Source organism: Xanthobacter tagetidis (assembly GCF_003667445.1).
In the GTDB taxonomy this organism is placed as follows: domain Bacteria; phylum Pseudomonadota; class Alphaproteobacteria; order Rhizobiales; family Xanthobacteraceae; genus Xanthobacter; species Xanthobacter tagetidis.
The window spans coordinates 37,756-61,338 of record NZ_RCTF01000024.1 but is presented as its reverse complement, the minus strand read 5'-3'; the positions used below and the strand labels follow the sequence as shown (position 1 = coordinate 61,338).

Below are 23,583 nucleotides of genomic sequence, written 5' to 3'. Positions count from 1 at the left end.
TCACGCCTCCCTGAAAAGGAGATGCTGCACCTCGGCGCGCAGAGCCGCAACATCCCCCGCGTCTACCTTTCGGCGCAGCGCGAGGGCGCGCTCGGCCCGCGCCGCGGCAAGCTTGGAAAGATCGGGGGCGACGGCGGCGACCTCGCGCATCTCCTCCAGCCGGCCGTTGCAGTGGAGCAGCAAGTCGCACCCGGCGGCGATGGCTCCCCGCCCCCGGTCGGACAGGCTGCCGGCGAGCGCGCCCATGGAGAGGTCGTCGCTCATGAGCAGGCCGGAAAAGCCGATGTCGCGGCGGATCACGTCGGCGATCATCACCGGCGAGGTGGTGGCCGGCCGGTCGGGGTCGATGTCGCGATAGACCACATGGGCGGTCATGCCGAGCGGCAGATCGGCGAGCGCCCGGAACGCGGCGAAGTCTTCGCTCTCCAGCACCGCGCGGGGCGCCGCCACCACCGGCAGGCGCTCGTGGCTGTCGGCGGGGGCGCGGCCATGCCCGGGAAGGTGCTTCACCACCGGCAGCACGCCGCCGTCGAGCAGCCCGTCCGACGCGGCGCGGGCGAGCGCCGCCACCTTCGCCGGCGTCTCGCCATAGGCGCGGTTGCCGATGATGCCGTGCCCGTCCGGATGGCGCAGGTCCGCCACCGGGAGGCAGTCCACGTCGATGCCGAGGGCCGCGAGGTCGGCCGCGATGGCGCGCGAATTGAGCCGCACCGCCTTCAGCGCCGCCTCCGGATCGCGATCATGGAGCACGCCGAAGGGCTCGGCCGCCGGGTAGTCCGGCCAGTACGGCGGGCGCAGGCGCTGCACGCGGCCGCCCTCCTGGTCGATCAGCACCGGCGCGTTCCAGCCCACCGCCGCGCGCAGTTCGTCCACCAGAGCGCGCACCTGCGCCGGGTCCTCGACGTTGCGGGCGAACAGGATGAAGCCCCACGGCGCGCTTTCCGCGAAGAACACGCGCTCCTCGGGCGAAAGGCGGGTTCCGGCGCAACCGGAGATGAAGGCGCGGACGGTCATGGCTTGCCCCTATAAGCGGCCTTGCGCCCCGTCAAGCCACGGACGGCGCGGCTTCCGGCCGGACAAAGGAAAACGGCCGGGCGAGCCCGGCCGTCATGGATGAAGTGCCTGCGCGCCGATCCGGGGATCAGAGGCCCGCGACGTAGCGGCTCGGATCCACCGGCTGGTTGCCCTTGCGGATCTCGAAGTGGAGCTGCGGCGTAGACACGTTGCCGCTCTGGCCGGCCTTGGCGATCACCTGGCCGCGCCGCACCTGGTCGCCGCGCTTCACGTCGATCTCGCTGGCATGGGCATAGGCGGTGACATAGCCGTCCGCATGCTTGATGAGGACGAGGTTGCCGAAGCCCTTCAGCTCGTTGCCGGCATAGGCGACGGTGCCATCCTCGGCGGCGCGGACGGCGGTGCCTTCCGGCACGGCGAAGTTCACGCCGTCATTGTGGGTGCCGCCGGGCTTCGGCCCGTAGCCGGCGATGACACGGCCGCGCACCGGGGCCCGGAACTGCGGACCCGAGCCGGCGCCGCGCGGGCCATCGTCCGCATCGGCGACCTGGGTCAGCTTCGCGGCGGTCTCCACCTTGGCGTCGGCCTTTTGGCCGGCCGGCGGCGGGGCCGGCGATGCGGCGACGGCCTGGGTCTTGGCGGCGGCCTTGGTATCGGCCGGCATCGCGTCGGCGGGCTTCGCCGGGGTGGCCGCGACCTGCACCTGCTTGGGCGCAGGCGCCGGAGCGGGAGCCGGCGCCGCAGCGACGGCGCGGGGCGCTGGCGCCGCCGGCTGGGGCGCCTGAGCGACGCTGGAGCGCTGCGGGATGACGAGCGACTGCCCGGTGCGCACGGTCATGCCGGGGGCAATGCCGTTGGCCGCGCCGAGCTGGTCGGGGGTCACGCTGTAGGTGCGGGCGACCGAGCCGAGCGTCTCGCCGGCCTGGACCACATGGGTGCCGGGCTTCGCCGGCGCCGCGGACGCACCGTAGCCTTGAGTGCCGTAGCTCTGGCCGGAATTATAGGCGGGCGAGCCGTAGAGCGGCTGGTTGCCCGCGGAGGCATAGGATGAGGGTCCGCCCTGGCCGGGCGGCGGCAACTGGCTGGACGTCACCATGCCGGTCGGCGCGGAGGTCCGCAGCGATCCCGTCACCTCCGGCGCCGGCTGACCGCCATAGGAGGCCGGGGCCGTGCCCATCGGGGCGCCGCCCTCGGCGGCAAACCGGTTGGTGTCGGAACTGCACCCGGCGACGGCGCCGGACACGAGGCCGACCACCGCCAATCGCACCAGGACATGACGCCCGAAAGTCTCATTGGAGCTACGCATGTGACCGAACTCGCACGCAACAGAACATGCCACGCACTAAAGAGCCTCAGGCGTAAACGGCGGCTTAAGTCCGGCGCCGGAAATCCCGCTCTTCCAAGGTTTTGGTGGCGCGTTGCGGATTTGCCACAGAGTGGTTTTCCGGTAGGGAAGCGGGACGGCTATCGCCTTGCGAGCCCGATGATTCGCGACCAAGCGTAGACGTGACCTTAGGTCGGATGTCTCGGACCCGCCCGGACGGTCGGGCCGACCACGCAAGCTCGAATTGTGGCGGCGGCCGGCGCTCATCCGCCCCGTTCGGACCGGCTGTAATTGCTCATGTGGCCTTCGCGCGCCGCCTGGGCGCGGGCGGACTTGATGATCGCCCGGCTCTTGCCCTCGGGCGCGATGCGCGACGGCATGCGGTCCATCCGCATGCTGCCGCAGGCGGGACAGACCGCATTGTCGGACGACCCCATCAGAAGCTCGCTGTCCTTGTCGCACTCCTGACAATGATAAGAGTAGAGCGGCATGCCGGCCTCACCCGTCCTTCGATGAGAAATAGCGCTCCTCCAGAGGCTTACGCCGCCGCCGTGGGAGCGCCTGGGCCAGCACGATGCACGATCCTTGCCAGCGGCCGCCGGCGGCATGGCCCACATTCGGCGGAGACCCTGCTTGGGAGCGAACCATGTTCGCGCGGGTCTGCCGGCATCGTCTCCGAGGATGCCGACGTGGGGCCTGAACGGTTCGCGCCGCGGTGGGCGGCCCTTCAGAAATGCCAGGGCCCGGCCAGCAGGCGCACCAGTTCCGACTGGCGGTGCGTGCCGGTCTTGGCGAACACGGCCTTGAGATGGCCGCGCACCGTTTCCGACGAAACGCCCTGGAGGCGCGCAAGCTGCTCCACGGTCGACCCATCCGCCAGCCCGCCCGCCACCCGCGCCTCCGCCGGCGACAGGTCGAACAGGCCTTCGAGCAACTGGCGCGGCGGCCCTTTCCCCGCCACGACGGGAGTCAGCATCAGCAGGCCGCTCGCCGCCGAGAACACGTCGTTGGCGACCCCGCGCACGGGCAGCAGGTGCGCCACCATGGCGGGGCGCGCCTCCTGCGCGGCGATGGGGATGGACTGAACGCCGCCGCCCGCGCGCTTCAGGCTGCGCGCGAAGGCGTCGGCCAGCAGCCGGTCGGCGCCCTGATCCGCCAGCATGAGCCGCGCGCGGTGGGCGCGCACCACGTCCGGGATCAGGTCCTCGAACAGCGCATTGGCGGACAGGAGCTGCTGCCGGTCGCCCAGAACCGCAGCGGGAAGGCCGATCAGGCCGAGCGCCTCGGTGGCCGAGCGCACCCGGTCGAGGGCGAGCCGCGCCGAGAAGGCGGCGGCGCGCGCGAGGTGCGGGCGCATCCGGTCGAGCAGTGCCACATGATCGCGAGATACCGGCCCGAGGTTCAGCCGCTTCTCGACCGAGATGACGATGGTGTCTCCGCCGGGCACGAAGATCGCGCTCCCGGCGCACCAGCCGTAGCCGCGCGGACGCAGGAATTCGGCGTAGAAGGGATCGACCGCGAGTTCCTCCTCGGTGAAGACGTCGTATTCGGTGATGAAGCCCGGATGGCGCATGGCAACGGCGGCCGGCGTGCGCCGGTTGATCTCGGGCCGGCCCAAAGCGTCGAATTCCCGCAGCAGATCGAGCATGGACGGGGTGGCGACGGAGCGCAGCCCGTCGGCCCGTACCGCGAACAGCGCCGCGCCCGCGCCGTCGACGGTGGCGGCGAGCTTTTCCAGCGCCCGGGGCCAGAATTCGGGAACCGATCCCGCCTCGTAGATGTCGTCCACAAGCTGAGACGGTGGCTCCATGCAATCGCTCCCGGCTATCGCTAAGCTATCGGCATCGTCCGCGCGCCACAATCACAGGGCGCCCCGTCCGATGCCGAAAAGGAGCGCCCATGAGCACAGAGGTCGCCGTCATCGTGGGCGCAGGGCCGGGCCTCAGCGCCAGCTTCGCCCGCCTCCTGGCGCGCGAGGGCTTCCGCCTAGCGCTCATCGCCCGCGACACCGGCAAGCTGGAGGGTCTCGCCGCCGAGCTGGCGACGCGCACGCAGGTTGTCGCGCTGGCCGCCGACGCGTCCGACCCGGCGCAGATCGAGGCGGCTTTCGCGCGCGCCGAGACCGACCTCGGGCCTCCGGACCTCGTGCTGTTCAACGTCTCCCGGCGCCTGCGCGGGCCGATCGAGGACCTCGACCCGCAGGCGGTGATGGCGGCCTATCAGGCCGGCGCCTTCGCCGGCTTCCTCACGGCCCAGGCGGCGTCCCGGCGCATGCTGCCGCGCGGGGCGGGAACGCTGCTCTTCACCGGCGCCACCGCCTCCGTGAAGGCCATGCCGCAGTCGGCGCCCTTCGCCATGGCGAAGTTCGCCCTGCGCGGCTTGGCCCAGGGCCTCGCGCGCGAGCTCGGGCCGCGCGGCATCCATGTGGCGCACGCGATCATCGACGGCGGCATCGCCGCGCCGTCTCGGCCCACCGACGGGCCGCCCGACCGCTGGCTCGATCCGGATGCCATCGCCGCGAGCTATCTCGCGCTGCACCGCCAGCACCGCTCCGCCTGGAGCGCCGAGATCGATCTGCGGCCGTGGGTGGAGACCTTCTGACGGCGCAAGGACTTCGGCCGCGCCGGACGGCCACGGCATTGTGCCTGCCGGCACGGCATGGCATGGTCCCCGGCCTCAGGGGGAGGTTCGCGATTGCCGCAATCCAAGGTCACAGGCCGCCAGATCAAGGCGGGCCGCGCGCTGCTCGGCTGGAAGCGCCAGGAACTCGCCGACCGCACCGGCCTCACCGAAGCGGAGGTGCGCGCCGTCGAGGCTGACGCGGCGACCCATGACCCCCTCGCCGCGAACCGCACCCGCCTTGCCGATGCGCTCGCGGATGCGGGCATCGCCTTCACCAATGGCGGATCGCTGGGCGTCATCCTGCGCCCCAAGTCGGAAGGGCTGCGCCCGGAAGACCTCAACGCCTCCAACGACGACTGAGCCGGAACGGATCCCTTCATGATTCTGCACAATTTCGCCGCGCGCCACTGGATCATCGTGGCGGCCATCCTGGTGATCTGCGTCCTCGCTTATCTCGGCAGTTGGTCCTGAGGCGGTGGGCGGCGGGCCGCCGCGCCCGCCGCTCGTCGCTTCAGCGCTCGTCGCTTTCCTGCGCCGCCTTGATGGAGAGCACCGCATAGGCCACCACCAGGCCCAGCTCGACCATGGTGAAGATGAGGATGCGGGTCATCTCCGCCGGCGCCAGCGCGCCGAACATGACCTGCGTCAGCGTCGCGATCAGCCAGAGCACCACCGCCCAGCCGGCGCGCAGCCATAGCCCGACGCCGGCGATGGGATCGATGATGGCGGCCCAGACCACTGCCGCCTGCGCCATCGTGCTCATCTGCTCGAAGTGCGAGGGCGTGCTGTCGCCGATGCCGAGGATGACCGCCCAGTGGATCACCCCCTCGATCAGCAGGAAGGCCGCCACCGCGCGCAGGAACAGGAACAGCCGCCGCCGCCACGGCGGCAGCTTTTCCAGGGTGGCGCGGGCGCTGGCGTCGATGGGCTCGTACTGGCTCATGCCCCCGGCGCCAGGAGTTCGAGTTCGTCGTCGATGGGCGCGAAATGCGCGGCGATGACCTCCGGGTCCACCTCCGCCAGGCTCGCCGGGTGCCAGCGCGGGGCATTGTCGCGGTCGATCAGCACGGCGCGCACGCCCTCGTAGAAATCATGGCCCGCCGCGACCCGGGTGACGGCGCGGTACTCCGCCTTCAGGCAGCCGGCGAGATCGAGCGACGGGCCGCGCCGGATCTGCTCCATGGCGATCGACAGCGAGGTGGGCGACTTGGTGCGGATTTCGGCCGCCGTGAGGGCGGCGAATTCCCCGTCGGCGCCGCCTTGGATCGCGGCGGCGTCGAGCGCGGCGAGGATCGCGGCGACAGTCGGGCGCGAAAAGGCGGCTGAGATGAAGGCGCGCCGTTCTGCGAGCGGGCCGGGGCCGGGCTCGATGCGGTGGTCGGAAATGGTGCGCTCCACCTCGCCGCCGTCGATCAGCGCGGCCTCCAGCGCCGGGAAGGCGGCGGAGGGCACGACATCGGTGGCGAGGCCGGCCGCAAAGGCGTCGGCGGCGCGGATGCGCGCGCCGGTCAGCGCCAGATAGGTGCCGAACGCGCCGGGCAGGCGCGGCAGCACGTGGGTGCCCCCCACGTCCGGCAGCAGGCCGATGCCCACTTCCGGCATGGCGAACAGATAGCGGTCCCCCGCCACCCGGTGCGCGCCGTGCGCGGAGAGGCCGAATCCGCCGCCCATGCAGATGCCGTCGATCAGGGAGACATAGGGCTTGGGGAAGCTGCCGATATAGTGGTTGAGAATATATTCCTCGCGCCAGAAGGCGAGCGCATCGCCGACCCGGCCGCTGCGGCCGGATTCGCAGAGCCAGCGCACGTCGCCGCCGGCGCAGAACGCCTTTTCCCCCGCCCCCTTGATGATGACGCGGGTGACGGCCGGGTCCGCCGCCCAGCGGCGCAGGCGCGGCATGATCTCGCGCACCATGGGCAAGGTCAGCGCGTTGAGCGCCTTCGGCCGGTTGAGCGTGATGACGCCTGCGGCGCCCTTCTCCTCCAGGATGACCTCGGGCTCCATGGCGTCCTTGTTCCTCCGCGTCGTGCGCTTGTGGCCGGCCTGCGCCTGAGGCGGTCCGGCAGCGGCCATGGGGAGCGTTATTCGCGGCGCGAGCCAGCGTCAACGTTTGCCATGCCGCCGCACTCGCGGTGCCGGGCCGCGGGCGCTATAAATGCGCGGCGGCGCGCTGGCGCCGCGCGACGACCGGGCGCAACCGCCCGCACGCATTCCGGCCGCCCCTGCGGCCGCGGGAAAGACCGACCATGCCGATGAGCACACCCCGCATCCGCCCCGCCGCCGAGATCGCCGCCGCGCCCGAGCGCTCCGGCCACCGGCTCGACCTTCCCGTGCGTCTGCGCCGCAACCGCAAGGCCGACTGGTCGCGCCGGCTGGTGCGCGAGAACACGCTCACCGTCGATGATCTCATCTGGCCGATCTTCGTGATGGACGGCAAGGCGACCCGCACTCCCATCGCCTCCATGCCCGGCGTCGAGCGCCTGACGGTCGACGAGGCGGTGCGCGCGGCGGAATTCGCGGCGAAGCTGAAGATCCCCGCGCTCGCCATCTTTCCCTACGTGGACCCGGCCCGGCGCGACGAAATGGGATCGGAGGCGCTCAACGGCGCCAACGTGGTGTGCCGCGCGCTGCGCGCCATCAAGGCCGAAATCCCGGACATCGGCCTCATCACCGACGTGGCGCTCGATCCCTTCACCAGCCACGGCCATGACGGGCTGCTGGAGGACGGGCGCATCCTCAACGATCCGACCGTCGAGGTCCTGGTGCGCCAGGCCGTGACCCAGGCGGCGGCCGGAGCCGACGTCATCGCCCCCTCCGACATGATGGACGGGCGCGTCGGCGCCATCCGCGCCGGGCTCGACGCGGCCGGGTTCGAGGACGTGCAGATCATGTCCTATGCGGCGAAGTTCGCGTCCGCCTTCTACGGGCCGTTCCGCGACGCCATCGGCACGGCGAAGACCCTCACCGGCGACAAGCGCACCTACCAGATGGACCCCGGCAACGGCGCGGAGGCGCTGCGCGAGGCGGCGCTCGACGTGGAGGAAGGCGCCGACATGCTGATGGTGAAGCCCGGTTTGCCCTATCTCGACATCGTCTGGCGGGTGAAGGAGGCGTTCGGCCTGCCCACCTATGCCTACCAGGTGTCCGGCGAGTACGCGATGATCGAGGGTGCGGCCCGCAACGGCTGGGTGGAGGGCGACCGGATCATGCTGGAGAGCCTGATGGCCTTCAAGCGCGCCGGCGCCGACGGCATCCTCACCTATTTCGCCCCGCGCGTGGCGGAGAAGCTGACGGCGGGGTGAAGGGCGGTTCCCCGGCCCAGCGACGGCGAAGCCGTCGTTCCCCGGCCAAGCGACACCGGAGGTGGAGCGCCGAGCCGGGGTCCAGGGGAGACTCCGGCGTAGCCGGCAATACCAACTTCCTCCGCCTGCGGCAGACCCTTGCGCTGGGCCCCGGCTCTCCTTCCGCTGACGCTCCAGTCGGCCGGGGCGCGAGGGTGCGTCCGGACCGACACTGAGGATGCCGCTGCGACGGCGCAGCCGTCGTTCCCCGGCCCAGCGACACCGAAGGTGGAGCGCCGAGCCGGGGTCCAGGGGAGGCTCCGGCGCAGCCGGCAATACCCACGTCCCTCCGCCTGCGGCGGGAGTTGCCGCCTGCGGCGGACCCTTGCGCTGGGCCCCGGCTCTCCTTCCGCTGACGCTCCAGTCGGCCGGGGCGCGAGGGTGCGTCGTGACCGACTGAGGATGCCGCTGCGACGGCGAAGCCGTCGTTCCCCGGCCAAGCGAAAGCGAAGCTTGAGCGCCGAGCCGGGGTCCAGGGGAGGCTCCGGCGCAGCCGGCAATACCAACTTCCTCCGCCTGCGGCGGGAGTTGCCGCCTGCGGCGGACTCTCGCGCTGGGCCCCGGCTCTCCTTCCGCTGACGCTCCAGTCGGCCGGGGCGCGAGGGCGCCAGGCTCAGGCAAGCGCCTTCAGCGCGGCCTTGCCGGCGTAGCGGGCCTCGTTGCCCAGTTCCTGCTCGATGCGCAGCAGCTGGTTGTACTTGGCGGTGCGGTCGGCGCGGGCGAGGGAGCCGGTCTTGATCTGCCCGCAGTTCGTCGCCACCGCGAGGTCGGCGATGGTGGCGTCCTCGGTCTCGCCGGAGCGATGGGACATCACGGCGCGGTAGCCCGCCTTGTGGGCCATTTCGACCGCGTCGAGCGTCTCGGTGAGCGAGCCGATCTGGTTCACCTTGACCAGGATGGCATTGCCCACGCCCTGCTTGATGCCGCGCGACAGGCGCTCCACATTGGTGACGAAGAGGTCGTCGCCCACCAGCTGGCACTTGGCGCCGATCGCGTCGGTCACGAGCTTCCAGCCGGCCCAGTCGTCCTCCGACATGCCGTCCTCGATGGTGACGATGGGATAGCGGCCGACGAGGTCGGCGAGGTACGCCACCTGCTCCTCGATGGAGCGCGTCTTGCCCTCGCCCTCATAATGGTAGGCGCCGTCCTTGAAGAACTCGGTCGCCGCGCAGTCGAGGCCGAGATAGATGTCCTCGCCCGGCTTGAAGCCCGCCTTCTCGATGGCGGTCATCACGAAGTCGAGCGCCGCGTCGGCGGAGGGCAGGTTCGGGGCGAAGCCGCCCTCGTCGCCCACATTGGTGTTGTGGCCGGCGGCCTTGAGGCCCTTCTTCAGGGTGTGGAACACCTCGGCGCCCCAGCGCAGGCCTTCCGCGAAGGTGGGCGCGCCGGCGGGCAGGATCATGAATTCCTGGAAGTCGATCGGGTTGTCCGCATGGGCGCCGCCATTGATGATGTTCATCATCGGCACCGGCAGCACGCGGGCGTTCACGCCGCCCACATAGCGGTAGAGCGGCAGATCGGAGGCGATCGCCGCCGCCTTGGCCACCGCGAGCGACACGCCGAGGATGGCGTTGGCGCCGAGCCGCGCCTTGTTGGGCGTGCCGTCGAGGCCGATCAGCACATTGTCGATATGCGCCTGGTCCTCGGCCTCGTAGCCGCCGATGGCGTCGAAGATCTCGCCGTTGACCGCCTCGACCGCCTTCTCGACGCCCTTGCCGAGATAGCGGTCGGCATCGCCGTCGCGCAGCTCCACCGCCTCGTGCGCGCCGGTGGAGGCGCCGGAGGGCACCGCCGCGCGGCCGAAGGAGCCATCCTCCAGCACCACGTCCACTTCCACCGTGGGATTGCCGCGGCTGTCCAGGATTTCCCGGGCGATGATGTCGACGATGGCGGTCATGAAATGGTCCTTCCCTGGTGCACAGCTTGCGGGCGCGGTGCTTCTAGCGCGATCACGCTTCCGTGCGAAGGGGGCTGGGCGGCGAAGCAGTGCCGCGCCGTGGGCAAGGATGGGCTTTCCCCGGCGGCGGCGCCGGTTGAACCCAAGCACGAAGAGCCCTATTGCCCGCGTTCCCGAGGAATTGAGCCATGACCGAACAGCCGCTCCAGCTCGGCAGCCAGACCGCCCTGCCCCCCTCACCGGACGCGGCGGTGCTCGACCGCGTGCCGAACCCGCATCCGGACACCGACTATGTGGCGCGCTTCACCTGCCCGGAATTCACCTCGCTGTGCCCGGTGACGGGGCAGCCCGACTTCGCGCACCTCGTCATCGACTACGTGCCCGACCGCTTCCTGGTGGAATCCAAGTCGCTGAAGCTCTACCTCGCCGCGTTCCGCAACCACGGCGCCTTCCACGAGGATTGCACCGTGGCCATCGGCAAGCGGCTCGCCGGCCTGCTAGAACCGCGCTTCCTGCGCATCGCTGGCTATTGGTATCCGAGGGGCGGCATCCCGATCGACGTGTTCTGGCAGACCGGCACCCTGCCGAAGGGGGCATGGCTTCCCGAGACGGGCGTCGCGCCCTATCGTGGGCGCGGTTGAACGCGGGGGATCGATGCGGCGCCCGGGCGCCGGGAAAGGCAGGCCTCCATGCCGAAGCTCATCATCACCAATGGCGATGCCGCCGTCGGGCGCATCCGTGCGGCGGGCCTGAAGGGCCACCTCGTTCCCTGGCAGGACATGCTGCATGACGGCCCGGTGCCGGCCGACCCCGACCTCGACCGGGTTTCCGACGTGCGCGCGGAGTTCCTCGCCGAGGCGCTCGGCATGGAACTGGACGCCGTGCGCGCCGACTTCGCCCACCGCGACGCCCAGATCGAGGTGCACGGCGCCTATGGCGAGGTGGAGCTCTGGTTCGAGCACGACCTCTACGACCAGCTCCAGCTGATCCAGGTGCTGAACTATTTTTCCGACCAGCCCGACCGCATGGGCCTGTTCCTGCTCCAGGCCTCGCACTATCTCGGCGTGATGGAGGCGGACGAGGTCACGGCCCTGGCCGGCGCGCGCACGCCGTTGTCGCAGGTGCAGATCGAGACCGGCCGGCAGGCCTGGGAGGCCTTCACCGCCCCGACCCCCACCGCGCTTTGCGCCTTCGCGCAGAAGCGGCACGAGTGCCTGCCCTATCTCGGCCCCGCGCTGCTGCGGCTGCTGGCGGAGTTCCCGGCACCGCATTCCGGCCTCTCGCTGACCGAGGAGCGCATCCTGCGCCAATTGGCGGATGGGCCGGCGAAGGTCGCCAAGGTGTTCGGCGCCGTCCATTCCATGGACGAGGCGCAGTTCCTGGCGGACCTGCCCTTCTTCCTGCGCCTCGACGGCCTCGCCTTCGCCCACGAGCCGCTCATCGAGGGCCTGCCGTTCCGCACCGGCGATTGCGGGCCGCTCGGCTTCACGCCGGGGGACAACGGCGCGGCCGAAGCCTCCTACCGCGCCTATGCGGGGGCCGAGATCGCCCTCACCAAGGCGGGCGCGGCGGCGCTGGCGGGCCGCTTCGACCATGCCAGCGAAAACCAGGTGGAGCGCGCGATCGGCGGCACCCGCATCGCGCCCGGCGCCATGTGGCGCTACGACCGCGCCACCGGCGCGCTGACGGCGCCGAACTGAGAGCGAGCGTTCAGAACGTCGCGATGCCCGCTCGCGTCCCGGCCGTTCCGCGGCGTCTACGCGTGCGGCAACACCGGACCTGACCGCCCTCCGTCGCCATTGCCCTCCGGCTCGAGCGCAGGGCCGATGGACGGCCCTCCCCCTCAGCCCAGCAGCGCCTCAAGGGGAAGGCGCTTGCCGATGAGGATGTGCGGGATGCCGAGCCTGAGCGCACCGGCGCCGTCCGTGTCGGGGTTGTCGCCCACCATCACCACCTCCCCCGCACTGAGGCCGAGGCGGTCGAGCGCGGCGCGGAACAGGTCCGGCTCGGGCTTGCCGAACACCCGCGACGGCGCGCGCCCGGCGGCGGCGGCGATGGCGGCGGCGAGCGCGCCGGTCTCCGGCACGAGGCGCCCGTCGGCGCCCGGATGGGACGTGTCGGGATTCGCCACCACGAATTCCGCGCCGGCCCGGACGGCGTTCGCGGCGCGCGCCAGCGCGGCATAGTCGAACGCCGGGGTGCGGGCCACCAGCACCACGTCCGGCCGCTCGTCGGTGACGTCGAGCCCCGCGGCACGGGCCTCGGCCGCCAGCGCGGCGGTCCCGATCACCATGGCGCGCCCGCCCGGCCGCAGCGCCGCCACCGCGCGCACCGCCTCGATGCCGGCGAGCACGATCCGCTCCGGCGCGACGTCGAGCCCGGCGCGGGCCAGCCGGCGCGACAGGCCTTCCGCCGTATCCGATGAATTGTTGGACAGGATCATCGCGCGCGGGCCGCAGGCCGCGAGCACCTCGCGCGCGCCCTCGATGACCTCGTCGGTGCGGATCAGCGTCCCGTCGAGATCGAACAGGATGCCCCGCGCGGCGCGAAGCACCGCCCGTGCCTCCGCGGCGTCCCGCGCCAGCAGCCCCGAGGCGGCCGTGCCGGCGGTCGCGCCCTCGCGCGGCACGGCGTCGGCCAAAAGCGCGCGGCTGGTCGATAGGGGATGCAGCGTCATCTCGTCCTCGTTCGGCCATCCTCAGTATCAAGTCGATCCCGCTGAGGAAAGCTCAACATGAGGGCGGCACGGTGTGTGCATCGCACAATCTTTGAGCTTTCCTCAATGTCACTGTGATGTCACTGAGTATAGATAAATCCACCGGCGTACCGGGCCGCGCCGCCCCGCGGACGCTCGCTCCCCACCGGGGCGGCCCACCGAAGTCCCTCGCAGCTTGCTCACGCTGAACAGGAGAGTGACACCATGATCCGTCGCCGCACCTTCCTCATCGGCGCCGCCGCCGGCGTCCTCGCCGCGCCGGCCGTCGTGCGCGCCCAGTCCGTCACCCGCAAGACCATCAAGGTCGCGCTCGCCCCCTCCCAGCCCACCCAGCAGGAAACCCGCAAGGTGTGGGAGCCGCTCTACCGCATGGTGTGCGATCGCATCGGCGCCGACCTCGCGCTGACGGTCGCCAACGACTGGGCCGGCGTCTCGGTCGCCATCGGCTCGGAGAATGCCGACCTCGCCCAGCTCGGCCCGTGGGGCTATGTGCTGGCGAAGAACTCGTCCGGCACGCGCGTCATCAACGTGATGCTGGTGGAGGGCAAGCCCACCTATCACGGCCTCATCGTCGCCCGCCCGGACCTGAAGCTGGAGAAATTCCCGCAGGACGCCAAGGGCATGTCCATGCAGATGCTGGACACCGGCTCCACCACCGGCTGGATGGTGCCGACCCACTATTTCCGCGCGCAGGGCATCGAGCCGAAGACGTTCTTCGGCAAGTATGCCGAGGGCGCCTCCGCCGCCGCCGCCCAGATGGCCACCATCAACGGCCAGGTGGACCTCGCCACCGGCTGGGACATCCACCGCAACACCATGATCCGCAACGGCCTGATGAAGGCGGATTCCAACAAGATCGTCTGGCAGTCGGTGCCGCTGCCCAACGAGCCCGTGGTGGTGCGCAAGAGCATGGACGAGGAGACCGCCATGGCGCTCCAGGCCGCGTTCAACAGCCTCACCGCCGAAGAGCTGAAGGTGCTGCCCTGGCCCTATACCGGCTACCGCACCACCACCCACGAGCCCTATGTGGTGCTCGAAACCATGGGCCGCGACCTCGGCGTGCTGAAGAGCTGAGCGCGGACCGAAGCCAACCGGCGGCCGGGGGCGGAGCGCGCCCCCGCCGCATTCCAGCGGGAGCCTCAAGGCCATGTGGGACATCGAGCGCGTGCCGCCCGCCCGGGATCGCGCGGGGCAGTATGTGGAGACGCCGCTGAGCCTCTCCTCGCCGGCGATCCTGGCGCGGATCGCGCTCGCCGCGGCCCTGGCGATCGTGTTCTGGATCTGCCTGCGCCTCTCGGAGGTGGACCCGGCGGCCTTCATCGCCGGCATCCCGCGCCTCCTCATGTGGGCGGCGAAGGCGTGGCCGCCTTATCTCGCCGATCTCGACGTCTACTGGCTGCGCGCCGCCGAGACGGTGGCCATCGCCACGGTGGCGACCGTGGTCGCGACAATTCTCGCCTTCCCGCTCTCCATCTTCATCGCCCACAACACCGCCCCCTCCCCCTGGCTGGCGGCTCCGGTGCGGATGCTGGTGAACTCGTTCCGCGGCGTCGACACCATCGTGTTCGCGCTGCTGTTCGTGGCGGCGGTGGGGCTGGGGCCGTTCGCCGGCGTGCTCGGCATGATCGTCCACTCGCTCGGCGTCATCGCCAAGCTCAACAGCGAGGCCATCGAGACGGTGCCCAAGGCGCCGCTGGAGGCCGCCGCCATGACCGGCGCGAACCGCACCAAGATCGTCTCCTATGCGCTGCTGCCCTCGGTGCTGCCCAATCTTTCATCAGTCTCGCTCTATGTGTGGGAGGCGAACGTGCGCACCTCAACCATCCTGGGCATCGTCGGGGCGGGCGGCATCGGCATGGAGATCAAGGCCGCCATCGACCTGCTCGACTTCCCCAAGCTGCTGACGGTGACGGTCATCATGCTCATCATGGTGACGATCATCGACCAGTTCAGCGCCTGGCTGCGCCGGAGGCTGGTATGACGCTCATCACCCCCGCCGCCGAGATGACGGCGGCGGCCGCCGCCCCCGCCTTGCGGCTCGACGCCATCACCAAGACCTTCGGCAGCGCCATCGCGCTCGACCGGGTCAGCTTCGCCATCGCCCCCGGAGAGGTGGTGGCGCTGCTCGGCCCGAGCGGGGCCGGCAAGTCCACCATCTTCCGCTGCATCTCGCGCCTCGCCGAGGTGGACGCGGGGACGGTGACGGTGCTCGGCCGCGACATCGGCGCCCTCGACCGAAGGGCGCTGCGCGAGCATCGCGGCGCCATCGGCCTGATCTTCCAGCAGTTCAACCTGATCTCGCGCATGAACGCGATCGACAACACGCTCGCCGGCCGGCTCGGCCAGGTGCCGACCTGGCGCGCCGTGACCCGCTGCTTTTCGCGCGAGGACCGGCAGATCGCGCTCGCCGCGCTCGACCGCGTGGGGCTGCTGGAGAAGGCCTACCAGCGGGCCGACAGCCTGTCCGGCGGGCAGCAGCAGCGGGTTGCCATCGCCCGCGTGCTCGCCCAGCGAAGCCGCCTCGTGCTCGCCGACGAGCCGGTGGCGAGCCTCGACCCGGCCTCCGCCGCCAACGTCCTGACCGTGCTGAAGGACATCGCCCGCGAACGCAGCATCGCCGTGCTGTGCGCGCTGCACCAGACCGACCTCGCCTGCCGCTATGCCGACCGCATCGTCGCCATGCGCAAAGGGCGGCTGGTGCTCGACGCCCCGGCGGCCGCGGTGAGCGCGGCCGAGCTCGACGCGATCTATTACGACACCGCCGCCGACGCGCCGGGCTGAGCGCCCGTTCGATCCTTCGAGAGAGCGACGGCCGCGGCCACCGCCGTGATGCCCCGGCTTGTCCGGGGCATCCACCTCCTCGCTTGCACGATGGTTCAAAATCCAGACCGCAGGTGGCCCGCCGCGTGGATCCCCCGGACAAGCCGGGGCATGACGCTCGATCTCGGATCGAGGTCCTGCGCAAGAGGCTACGGCGCTCAGCCTGCGCCGCGGGTTCGCCTCAGGGCCCGTAGACCGAGATCAGCACGCAGCTCTTCTCGGCGAGGCGGCGCACCTGGTGGCGCAGCGGGCCGGGGAACTGGACCGAATCCCCGGTCTCCAGCACCAGCACCGTCTCCGCGAAGCGCACCTCGACGGTGCCGGCAACCACGAACAGCACCTCCTCGCCACGATGGGCGGCTTCCGGCTCGTTCGCGAACTCCGCCGGCGGATACATGAGGAACACTTCGAGGCCCGCGCTGCCGGTGCTCTGGGTCAGAATCTCCATGTGGTAGTTGCCGTCGTCGGCGGTGCGCTCGGCGCGATCGCCGGCGCGGGTGACGAAGATCGGCTCCTGGCGCTCGGCCGCCCCGAACAGCTGCGCCGCCGAGACCTCCAGCGCCGTGGAGATGCGCAGCACGATGGCGACGGACGGCACCTTCAACCCGCGCTCGACGCGCGAGAGGTAGCCCTTGTCCAGCGCCGCCGCGAGCGCGAGCTGCGACAGCGACAGGCCGCGCTCGGCGCGCAGGGCGCGGATGGCGCGGCCGAGGCTGACGCCGGCCGGCAGCGGCATGCTGTGGGATGTATCGAGCGTCACCATCGGATCAAGCAACTCCTGACGGACCCGGGCAAGGTCGAAATCTGGGCAACCCCGCCGCAGTCGCGGGCGCAATGCACAAGCACCAAAAAAGCAGCAACGACACCCGAACTGTTCATCCACTTTGGAGCGATTGCAAGCGCGTCGTAGCCTGGCAACCAACGTTGATGATTGGACAACGCAGGCTGGGTGCGGCGCGGAAGCTCCCGCCCCCGATCTTGGCATAGCCTTTGCGTGTATGGGGTTGCCAGCCCCGAATTTGGCTCGGGACCGGCAAATCTGGTTGCTTGTTAGGCAACGTTGTCTAATTTGATAGCAGCCAGCAATCACAGGGGAACAAAGTGATGAAGCTCGCCAATCACTTGCGCCACGCGCTGCTGGTACTTTTGGCCGCGGCCCTGCCGGTCTCGGCCGCCTCGGCCCAGGACCCGAAGGTCAAATGGAAGATGGCCGCCACCTTCTCAAGCTCGCTGCCGCAGCTTGGGACGCTCGGCAAGCGCCTCGAATCGCAGATCGCAAAGGTCTCGGGCGGCAACATCGAGCTGCGCTTCTACGAGCCGGGCGCGCTGGTGCCGCCGCTTGAGACGTTCGACGCGGTGGCGGCCGGCGCGGTGGACGCGGCCTTCTCCACCCCCGGCTTCTGGGGCGGCAAGGTGCCTGCGCTCCAGGTGTTCGCCGCGCTCCCGTTCGGCCCGCCGGCCCCTGAATACATGGCCTGGTACTATTTCGGCGGCGGCAAGCAGATCTTCGACGAGATCTACGGCAAGTACGGCATCAAGTCGGTCATGTGCGGCATGCTCGCGCCCGAGGGCTCGGGCTGGTTCAAGAAGGAGATCAAGAGCGTCGACGATCTCAACGGCCTGAAGCTGCGCTTCTTCGGCCTCGGCGCCAAGGCGCTCGGCAAGTTCGGCGTCTCGGCCCAGCTGCTCGCCCCGCCGGACGTCTACCCCGCCCTCGACCGCGGCGTCATCGACGGCCTGGAATTCGTGCAGCCCGCCATCGACCTCAAGATGGGCTTCTGGCAGATCGCCAAGCACTATTACTTCCCCGGCTGGCACCAGCAGTCGACCTTCTTCGACCTGATGATGAACAAGGCCAAGTGGGACGCGCTCAGCGAGACCCAGAAGGCGCAGATCGAGTCCGTCTGCGGCGACAACATCCGCTACGGCATCGCCGAGGGCGAGGCGATCCAGGTTCCCGCGCTCAAGGAGCTCCAGGCCAAGGGCGTGCAGATCCACAAGTGGTCCGACGCGGACCTCAAGAAGCTCAAGGGCGCAGTCGACGAGGTGATCGCCGAGCAGGTGGCCGCCGATCCCGACTTCGCGCGGGCCTATGCCAGCTTCGCCAAGTTCCGCGAAGAATACTCGACCTGGCGCGACATCGGATACCTGAAGAACTGATGTCCGCACTCCTGGCTTCGGCCCAAATCCTGAAGACGATCGCGCAGCGGGTCGGGCAGGCGGCGGCGTGGTGCGTCGTCGTCCTCGTCCTCACCGTCGTGCTGGACGTCGTCACCCGCCGCTTCATCGTGCTTGGCTCGACGAAGCTGCAGGACCTTGAGTGGCATCTCCATGCCACTCTCTTTCTCCTGTGCCTCGGCTACGGCTACGTCGCGGGCGAGCACGTGCGCATCGACGTGCTGAGCAACCGCTTCAGCGCCAAGACCGCGGCGGCGATCGAGCTGATCGGCGCCGCGCTCTTCATCCTGCCGTTCTGCCTGGTGGTGCTCTATTACGGCTGGCCGTTCCTCGCCAGTTCCTTCCGGCTGAACGAAGGCTCGCCCTCGCTCACCGGCCTGCCCTACCGCTGGATCATCAAGTCGACGCTGCTGATCGGCTTCTCGACGCTGCTGCTCGCCGCGCTGGGCGCCATCGCCGCCTCGCTCGCCACCCTCCTCGGATCGCCTCCCAAGCCGGAAGCGCCCCACCACCCGCAGGAGGTTGGCCTATGACCCTGTTCGAGACCGTCCTGCCGCTCTCCATGCTCGGCCTGCTGGTGGTGATCCTGTTCTCGGGCTTCCCCGTGGCGTTCTGCCTCGCCGGGGTGGGCCTCGCATTCACGGTCATCGGCGGCGCCTTCGGCCTGTTCCAGCCGGCCCAGCTGTTCCTCGTCGTCAGCCGCATCTGGGGCTCGATCGCGGACAATCTGGTGCTGGTGGCGATCCCCATGTTCATCTTCATGGGCATCATGCTGGAGCGCAGCGGCGTCGCGCGGCATCTGCTTGAAATCCTCTCGGTGCTGCTGAAGCGGGTGCCCGGCGGGCTCGCGCTCGCCGTGGTGCTGATGGGCACCATCATGGCGGCGACCACCGGCATCGTCGGCGCCTCGGTGGTGATGCTCACCATGCTGGCGCTGCCGGTGATGGTGGAACGCGGCTACGACAAGGGCATCTCCGCGGGCGTGATCGCCTCGTCGGGCACGCTCGGCATCCTCATCCCGCCGTCCATCATGCTGGTCATCATGGGCGACCTGCTGGCGATCCCGGTGGGCGACCTGTTCACCGGCGCGGTGATCCCGGGGCTGCTGCTGTCGGGGCTCTACCTCGTCTACATCCTCTTCGTCGGCCTGTTCCAGCCGAAGCGCATGCCGCGCCCGCCCGAGGCGGACCCGCTCCCGCTCCGCGATCTTCTCCTGCTGATCTTCCGCGGGTTCGTGCCGCCGACCGTGCTGGTGCTGCTGGTGCTCGGCTCGATCATCGGCGGCTTCGCCACCCCCACGGAAGCGGCCGGCGTGGGCGCGTTCGGGGCCACCCTGCTCGCCATCTACAACCGCACCTTCACGCTGAAGCTGCTGAACGACGTGGTGCAGGCGACCGCCCTGACCAACGCCATGATCTTCGGCATCTTCTGCGGCGCCACGCTGTTCTCCTACGTGTTCCGGGAACTGGGCGGCGACGACGCCATCATCCACGTCATCAACGCCCTCGGCCTGCACGACTGGGCGCTGCTGGGGCTCTTGATGGTGGTGATCTTCCTGCTCGGCTTCTTCTTCGACTGGCTGGAGATCACCCTCATCATCCTGCCGGTGTTCCGGCCGATCGTGATGGAGCTCGACTTCGGCGACGCGGTGCCGAAGGACCAGATCCTGCTGTGGTTCGCGATCGCGGTGGCGGTGAACCTGCAGACCTCCTACCTCACCCCGCCCTTCGGGCCAGCCCTGTTCTACCTGCGCCAGGCAGGATCGGGCTTCCTGACGCTGGCGGACATCTACCGGGGCATCGTCCCCTTCACCCTGCTCCAGCTCACCGGACTTGCCTTGTGCATCGCGTTCCCGGCGCTGGTGCTCTGGCTGCCGACCTATCTCGGCTACTGACCCCACCTCGAATACCAAGCAACGACAGGAGACAACCATGTCCCGCAAAGTACTCGCGACGACGGCGGCGGCGCCCGCCGTCGGCCCCTACGCCCAGGGCATCGGCTTCGCCAGCCTGGTGTTCGCCTCCGGCCAGCTGCCGGTGGACCCGAAGACCGGCGCGCTCGCCGAAGGCATCGTCGCCCAGACCAAGGCCTCGCTCGCCAACCTGGAGGCGGTGCTCGCCGCCGGCGGGGCGAGCTTCGCCACCGTGCTGAAGACCACCGTGTTCCTCAAGAACATGGACGACTTCGCCGCCATGAACGAAGTCTACGCGGCCGCGTTCCCCGACAGCCCCCCCGCCCGCTCGACCATCGAAGTGGCGCGCCTGCCCAAGGGCGCCCTCGTCGAGATCGAAGCCATCGCCGCGCGCATCGACTGAGGCCGCCATGACCGCCCATCCCCCACCCCCGTCCCTGCCCGTCAAGGACAGCGGCCCGCTGAAGATCGTCGAGGCCTACGACCACCCCGCCGCCCAGGCGGCGCTCGCCACGCCCGGCGGCGCGGTGAACTTCAAGGGCACCCTGCTCCACATCCACATCGCCCAGGCGGCGAGCTACGAGATGGAGGAGCTGGCCGAGGCGGAGTGCGTCGCCGGGCGCGGCATCGTCGGCGACCGCTATTTCCTCGGCAACGGCACCTATTCGGGCCGGCCGGACGTGCGCGAGGTGACGCTGATCGAGCAGGAGGCGCTCGACGCGCTCGCCCGCAACGATCCGCCGCTCCAGGAGGGGCCGATCGTGCTCGCGCCGGTGGACCACCGGCGCAATCTCACGGTGCGCGGCGTGCCGCTCAACCACCTGGTGGGCCGGCGCTTCCGGGTGGGCGAGGTGATCCTGCGCGGCGGCCGCCTCAACTTCCCCTGCAAGTATCTGGAGCAGCTGCTCGATCTGCCGGTCTACCTGCCGCTCTACAACCGCTCGGGGCTCAATTGCGGCATCGAGCGCGGCGGCGTCATCCGTCCCGGCGACGAGATCGAGCTGCTGGACTGAGCATGTCGGGACGCCTCATCATGAAGCTCACCGTCGCCGAGCAGGCGGCGGTGACGGCGAACGTCGCGACGTTCGCCTTCGCGCATCCGCGCCGGCCGGTCCTGCCGGCATGGGTGCCGGGCGCCCATGTGGACGTGCACCTACCGGACGGGGCGGTGCGCCAGTATTCGCTCTATGGCGACCCGGCCGAGCGCGGCCTCTACCGCATCGCCGTCAAGCGCGAAGAAGCGGGCCGCGGCGGCTCGCGCTGGATCCACGATCACCTGAGGCCCGGTGGCGAGATCTTCGTCAGCGCGCCGCGCAACCATTTCGCACTCAATCCCGACGCGGCGCGGCACGTGCTGGTCGCCGGCGGCATCGGCGTCACGCCGCTGATGGCCATGGCGCGGCAGCTTGCGGCGCAGGGCGACGACTTCGTGTTCCACTATTGCGCCCGCAGCCGGCAAAGCGCGCCGCTGGTGGAGACGCTGGAGGCGCTGTGCGGGGATAGGCTGCGGCTCTGGCTCTCCGCCGAGGGGCGCCGGCTCGACATCGCCGCCGCGCTCGACGCCGAAGCCGGGGCGGACCTCTATGTGTGCGGCCCGAACGCCCTCACCGACGCGGCGGAAGGCGCGGCGGCGGCGCGCGGCTGGCCGGAGGCGCGCTACCACACGGAGCATTTCGCCGCGCGCGCGGATGCCGGCTTCGTGCCCGAGCCGTTCGAGGCGGTGATCGCCTCAACCGGGCAGCGGCTCCCGGTGCCGGCCGACCAGAGCCTGCTCGACGTGCTGCGCGACAACGGCTTCGTGCGCGGCTCGTCGTGCGAGATCGGCGTGTGCGGCACCTGCGAATGCGGCTATCGCGACGGAGCGGTGATCCATCGCGACGTGGTGCTCTCCCACGCGGCGCGCAAGAGCCGGCTGATGCCGTGCGTCTCGCGCGGGCGCGGCGCGATCACCCTCGACTTGTGACGCGGAAGGGGCTCACAGGAGCCCCTTCATCGCCTCCCCGCCCTCGGCGAACATGCCGGCCGTCACCTCCACGGGGGCGAACGACACGCGGCTGAAGCGCGCCTTCTCGCCCGCCGGGACGGTCGCGTCGATGCCGAGCTTGGCGCGCACGCCGTTGCGGCTTATGCGGACATATTCGTGCCCGCGCGCCTCGGGAATGACGATGACGTCGCTTGACGCCTCCATGCGCGTGGCGAGCGCGTATTCCACGTCCGCCGGGTCGCGGATGTCGATGTCGTCGTCCACCACGATCACCATGTCGAGGTCCTTCAGCGCGCCGAAGGCGGCCAGCATGGCGTTGCGCTGAAGCCCCTCGTGATGCGCGCCCTGCTTGTTGACCTGGAGGATGGCGTGGAAGCGGTGCAGCCCGCCCGCGGTCATCTCGGCATCGGTGACGATCGGCACCGCCGCGCGCAGCACCTTGAGCAGGCTCGCCTCCAGCACGTACTTGCGCAGCATGATGGTCTCGCGGCCGAAGCCGTTGATGGCGTGGTAGATGGGCCTGGCGCGCCGGGTCAGCGCCTTCACCTTCAGCACCGGCGCATCGGCCGGCGGCGCAGCGAAGCCGACGAACTCGCCGAACGGGCCTTCCATGTGCACGTCGCTGGCGCTGATCTCGCCCTCCAGCACGTATTCGCACTCCGCCGGCACCATGAGGTCGATGGTCTTCGCCTTGACCACCGAGAGCGGGCGGCCGGCGAGCCCGCCCGCCACCGCCAGTTCGTCCAGGTTCTCGGGCATCTGCGAGCCCATGGTGGCGGCGGTGAAATGCAGCGCGAGGTCGGCGCCGATGCAGATCGCCACCGGCAGGTTCCTGCCCTGCTTCTGCGCCCGCTCGAAGGCGAGGCGCAGGTGGCGGCCGAAATCGAGCTTCACCGCGAACGTGTCCGGCCCGATCAGCTGGAGCCGGTGATAGGAGGCATTGTAGATGCCGGTCTCCGGGTCCTGCGCCACCAGGATGCCGGAGGTGACGTAGCGTCCGCCGTCCTTGGGTGCGTGGAACAGCGCCGGCAGGGTCTTGCCGAGGTCGATACCGGACGTCTCCACCACCTCGTGCACCGGCGCGCGCTCCACCACCTTCGGCGCCATGGGCGAGCCGAGCGCCTGGGAGATGCTCTCGCGGATGCCGCGGAAGTCCCGCGCGAAGGCGCTCTCGCAATTCTCCCGGCTGCTCAGGAGATTGCCCACCACCGCCGCATCGTGGCCGCGCACCTTCGGGAACAGCAGGGTCTCCTGGCCGTCGAGCTTCTTCATCAGCGCGGCGATTTCCAGGTGCGGGTCGGCCTCGCCGGTGAAGACGCGGATGCGCCCGTCTGCGGCAAGCCGCGCCAAGGCGGGCCTGAAGCCCGTGTCGACGGTATTGGAGATCGCCATGATGGCCCCGGATTGCTGGGAGAACGAGGCGCGAGGGTGCGCCGGGGAAACGCGGACCGCGTTCGGAGGTCAAATTAGGTAAGCGACAAAGCTAGTCAATACGCATCGCAGCAATCCACCTGCGTCAACCGGGTGGCTGCGCGGCAGCCGCGGCCCCTCGCCTACCCCTTGAGTAGGCTGGCGTCGCAGCGCTTCGCCATCGCGCCCAACACCCGCATTTTAGCTTTGTAAAAAAGTTATCTCGTCGCCGAGCCTCCCTCCAGGCCGCGGCGATCCGACCCCCCGCGCGGCGTTGACGGTCCATAATGGGGCCACTGCGCGGCGTGCCTGCATCGGCGCCACAGCGTGCCCGCATTCGCGGCTTGACTAGCTTTGTCGCTTAG

24 protein-coding genes are annotated in these 23,583 nt (G+C 70.2%); 14 read left to right on the top strand and 10 right to left on the bottom strand.

Annotation, left to right across the window (positions count from 1 at the left end; genetic code table 11):
• The 4 genes from nagZ to D9R14_RS21170 all read right to left on the bottom strand — a co-directional run bounded on the left by nagZ (position 1) and on the right by D9R14_RS21170 (position 4,148).
• On the bottom strand, positions 1–1,014 hold the full coding sequence (gene nagZ / locus D9R14_RS21185) for a beta-N-acetylhexosaminidase (protein WP_121625376.1): 1,014 nt from the start codon (positions 1,012–1,014) through the stop codon (positions 1–3).
• 127 nt (positions 1,015–1,141) lie between these two features.
• Positions 1,142–2,320, bottom strand: coding sequence for a M23 family metallopeptidase (locus tag D9R14_RS21180; RefSeq protein ID WP_121625374.1), 1,179 nt, complete (start codon positions 2,318–2,320; stop codon positions 1,142–1,144).
• A gap of 281 nt (positions 2,321–2,601) precedes the next feature.
• Positions 2,602–2,829: an FmdB family zinc ribbon protein gene (locus D9R14_RS21175; protein ID WP_121625372.1), complete on the bottom strand. Its 228-nt coding sequence runs from the start codon at positions 2,827–2,829 to the stop codon at positions 2,602–2,604.
• Between the two features lie 236 nt (positions 2,830–3,065).
• Positions 3,066–4,148 (bottom strand): helix-turn-helix transcriptional regulator, encoded by a 1,083-nt coding sequence (locus D9R14_RS21170; protein ID WP_121625370.1) that lies wholly within the window; start codon positions 4,146–4,148, stop codon positions 3,066–3,068.
• Between the two features lie 89 nt (positions 4,149–4,237).
• Between D9R14_RS21170 and D9R14_RS21165 the strand changes: the two genes are divergently transcribed.
• Positions 4,238–4,939, top strand: coding sequence for an SDR family NAD(P)-dependent oxidoreductase (locus tag D9R14_RS21165; RefSeq protein WP_121625368.1), 702 nt, complete (start codon positions 4,238–4,240; stop codon positions 4,937–4,939).
• Between the two features lie 93 nt (positions 4,940–5,032).
• A complete protein-coding gene (locus tag D9R14_RS21160; protein ID WP_121625366.1) occupies positions 5,033–5,320 on the top strand; it encodes a helix-turn-helix domain-containing protein in 288 nt (95 codons plus the stop codon).
• 151 nt (positions 5,321–5,471) lie between these two features.
• Here D9R14_RS21160 and D9R14_RS21155 read toward each other — a convergent pair whose 3' ends face one another.
• Both D9R14_RS21155 and D9R14_RS21150 read right to left on the bottom strand, forming a co-directional pair.
• On the bottom strand, positions 5,472–5,903 hold the full coding sequence (locus tag D9R14_RS21155) for a DUF6163 family protein (protein WP_121625364.1): 432 nt from the start codon (positions 5,901–5,903) through the stop codon (positions 5,472–5,474).
• The gene (locus D9R14_RS21150; RefSeq protein ID WP_245420926.1) at positions 5,900–7,033 is read right to left on the bottom strand and encodes an enoyl-CoA hydratase/isomerase family protein; all 1,134 of its coding nucleotides are present in this window, start codon (positions 7,031–7,033) and stop codon (positions 5,900–5,902) included. The genes D9R14_RS21155 and D9R14_RS21150 overlap by 4 nt, the downstream gene beginning before the upstream one ends.
• Positions 7,034–7,212: 179 nt before the next feature.
• On the opposite strand from D9R14_RS21150, the gene hemB reads away from it, so the two are divergent.
• Positions 7,213–8,262: a porphobilinogen synthase gene (gene hemB, locus D9R14_RS21145; RefSeq protein WP_394011013.1), complete on the top strand. Its 1,050-nt coding sequence runs from the start codon at positions 7,213–7,215 to the stop codon at positions 8,260–8,262.
• A 652-nt stretch (positions 8,263–8,914) separates the two neighbouring features.
• On the opposite strand, the gene eno is transcribed toward hemB, so the two are convergent.
• The gene (gene eno / locus D9R14_RS21140; protein WP_121625360.1) at positions 8,915–10,198 is read right to left on the bottom strand and encodes a phosphopyruvate hydratase; all 1,284 of its coding nucleotides are present in this window, start codon (positions 10,196–10,198) and stop codon (positions 8,915–8,917) included.
• Between the two features lie 188 nt (positions 10,199–10,386).
• On the opposite strand from eno, the gene queF reads away from it, so the two are divergent.
• The gene (queF, locus tag D9R14_RS21135) at positions 10,387–10,839 is read left to right on the top strand and encodes a preQ(1) synthase (RefSeq protein ID WP_121625358.1); all 453 of its coding nucleotides are present in this window, start codon (positions 10,387–10,389) and stop codon (positions 10,837–10,839) included.
• A 48-nt stretch (positions 10,840–10,887) separates the two neighbouring features.
• Positions 10,888–11,898: a DUF1835 domain-containing protein gene (locus D9R14_RS21130; protein ID WP_121625356.1), complete on the top strand. Its 1,011-nt coding sequence runs from the start codon at positions 10,888–10,890 to the stop codon at positions 11,896–11,898.
• A gap of 143 nt (positions 11,899–12,041) precedes the next feature.
• Here D9R14_RS21130 and D9R14_RS21125 read toward each other — a convergent pair whose 3' ends face one another.
• A complete protein-coding gene (locus D9R14_RS21125) occupies positions 12,042–12,875 on the bottom strand; it encodes an HAD-IIA family hydrolase (RefSeq protein ID WP_121625354.1) in 834 nt (277 codons plus the stop codon).
• Positions 12,876–13,118: 243 nt separating this feature from the next.
• Here D9R14_RS21125 and phnD point away from each other — a divergent pair, with 243 nt between their 5' ends.
• The 3 genes from phnD (at position 13,119) to phnC (ending at position 15,695) form a co-directional block, all read left to right on the top strand.
• A complete protein-coding gene (phnD, locus tag D9R14_RS21120; RefSeq protein WP_121625351.1) occupies positions 13,119–13,988 on the top strand; it encodes a phosphate/phosphite/phosphonate ABC transporter substrate-binding protein in 870 nt (289 codons plus the stop codon).
• Positions 13,989–14,061: 73 nt separating this feature from the next.
• On the top strand, positions 14,062–14,895 hold the full coding sequence (phnE, locus tag D9R14_RS21115) for a phosphonate ABC transporter, permease protein PhnE (protein WP_121625349.1): 834 nt from the start codon (positions 14,062–14,064) through the stop codon (positions 14,893–14,895).
• Positions 14,892–15,695 (top strand): phosphonate ABC transporter ATP-binding protein, encoded by an 804-nt coding sequence (phnC, locus tag D9R14_RS21110; RefSeq protein ID WP_121625347.1) that lies wholly within the window; start codon positions 14,892–14,894, stop codon positions 15,693–15,695. The genes phnE and phnC overlap by 4 nt, the downstream gene beginning before the upstream one ends.
• A 220-nt stretch (positions 15,696–15,915) precedes the next feature.
• Here the strand turns inward: phnC and D9R14_RS21105 are convergent, their stop codons facing one another.
• Entirely contained in the window at positions 15,916–16,497 is a 582-nt protein-coding gene (locus D9R14_RS21105) for a helix-turn-helix domain-containing protein (protein ID WP_170168699.1), read from the bottom strand.
• Between the two features lie 341 nt (positions 16,498–16,838).
• Here D9R14_RS21105 and D9R14_RS21100 point away from each other — a divergent pair, with 341 nt between their 5' ends.
• The 6 genes from D9R14_RS21100 to D9R14_RS21075 are packed head-to-tail and all read left to right on the top strand — an operon-like array spanning position 16,839 to position 21,787.
• On the top strand, positions 16,839–17,894 hold the full coding sequence (locus tag D9R14_RS21100) for a TRAP transporter substrate-binding protein (RefSeq protein WP_121625343.1): 1,056 nt from the start codon (positions 16,839–16,841) through the stop codon (positions 17,892–17,894).
• Positions 17,894–18,445, top strand: coding sequence for a TRAP transporter small permease subunit (locus D9R14_RS21095; protein WP_121625341.1), 552 nt, complete (start codon positions 17,894–17,896; stop codon positions 18,443–18,445). The genes D9R14_RS21100 and D9R14_RS21095 overlap by 1 nt, the downstream gene beginning before the upstream one ends.
• On the top strand, positions 18,442–19,806 hold the full coding sequence (locus D9R14_RS21090) for a TRAP transporter large permease (RefSeq protein WP_121625339.1): 1,365 nt from the start codon (positions 18,442–18,444) through the stop codon (positions 19,804–19,806). The genes D9R14_RS21095 and D9R14_RS21090 overlap by 4 nt, the downstream gene beginning before the upstream one ends.
• Before the next feature lie 37 nt (positions 19,807–19,843).
• Positions 19,844–20,227 carry a RidA family protein gene (locus tag D9R14_RS21085; protein WP_121625337.1) on the top strand — a complete coding sequence of 128 codons (384 nt, stop codon included), beginning with the start codon at positions 19,844–19,846 and terminating at the stop codon, positions 20,225–20,227.
• A gap of 7 nt (positions 20,228–20,234) precedes the next feature.
• Entirely contained in the window at positions 20,235–20,837 is a 603-nt protein-coding gene (locus D9R14_RS21080; RefSeq protein ID WP_246441887.1) for an MOSC domain-containing protein, read from the top strand.
• A gap of 2 nt (positions 20,838–20,839) precedes the next feature.
• Complete coding sequence (locus D9R14_RS21075; RefSeq protein ID WP_121625335.1) at positions 20,840–21,787, top strand: PDR/VanB family oxidoreductase; 948 nt, start codon at positions 20,840–20,842, stop codon at positions 21,785–21,787.
• Positions 21,788–21,799: 12 nt separating this feature from the next.
• On the opposite strand, the gene D9R14_RS21070 is transcribed toward D9R14_RS21075, so the two are convergent.
• On the bottom strand, positions 21,800–23,200 hold the full coding sequence (locus D9R14_RS21070) for a UbiD family decarboxylase (RefSeq protein WP_121625334.1): 1,401 nt from the start codon (positions 23,198–23,200) through the stop codon (positions 21,800–21,802).
• Between the last annotated feature and the right edge of the window lie 383 nt (positions 23,201–23,583).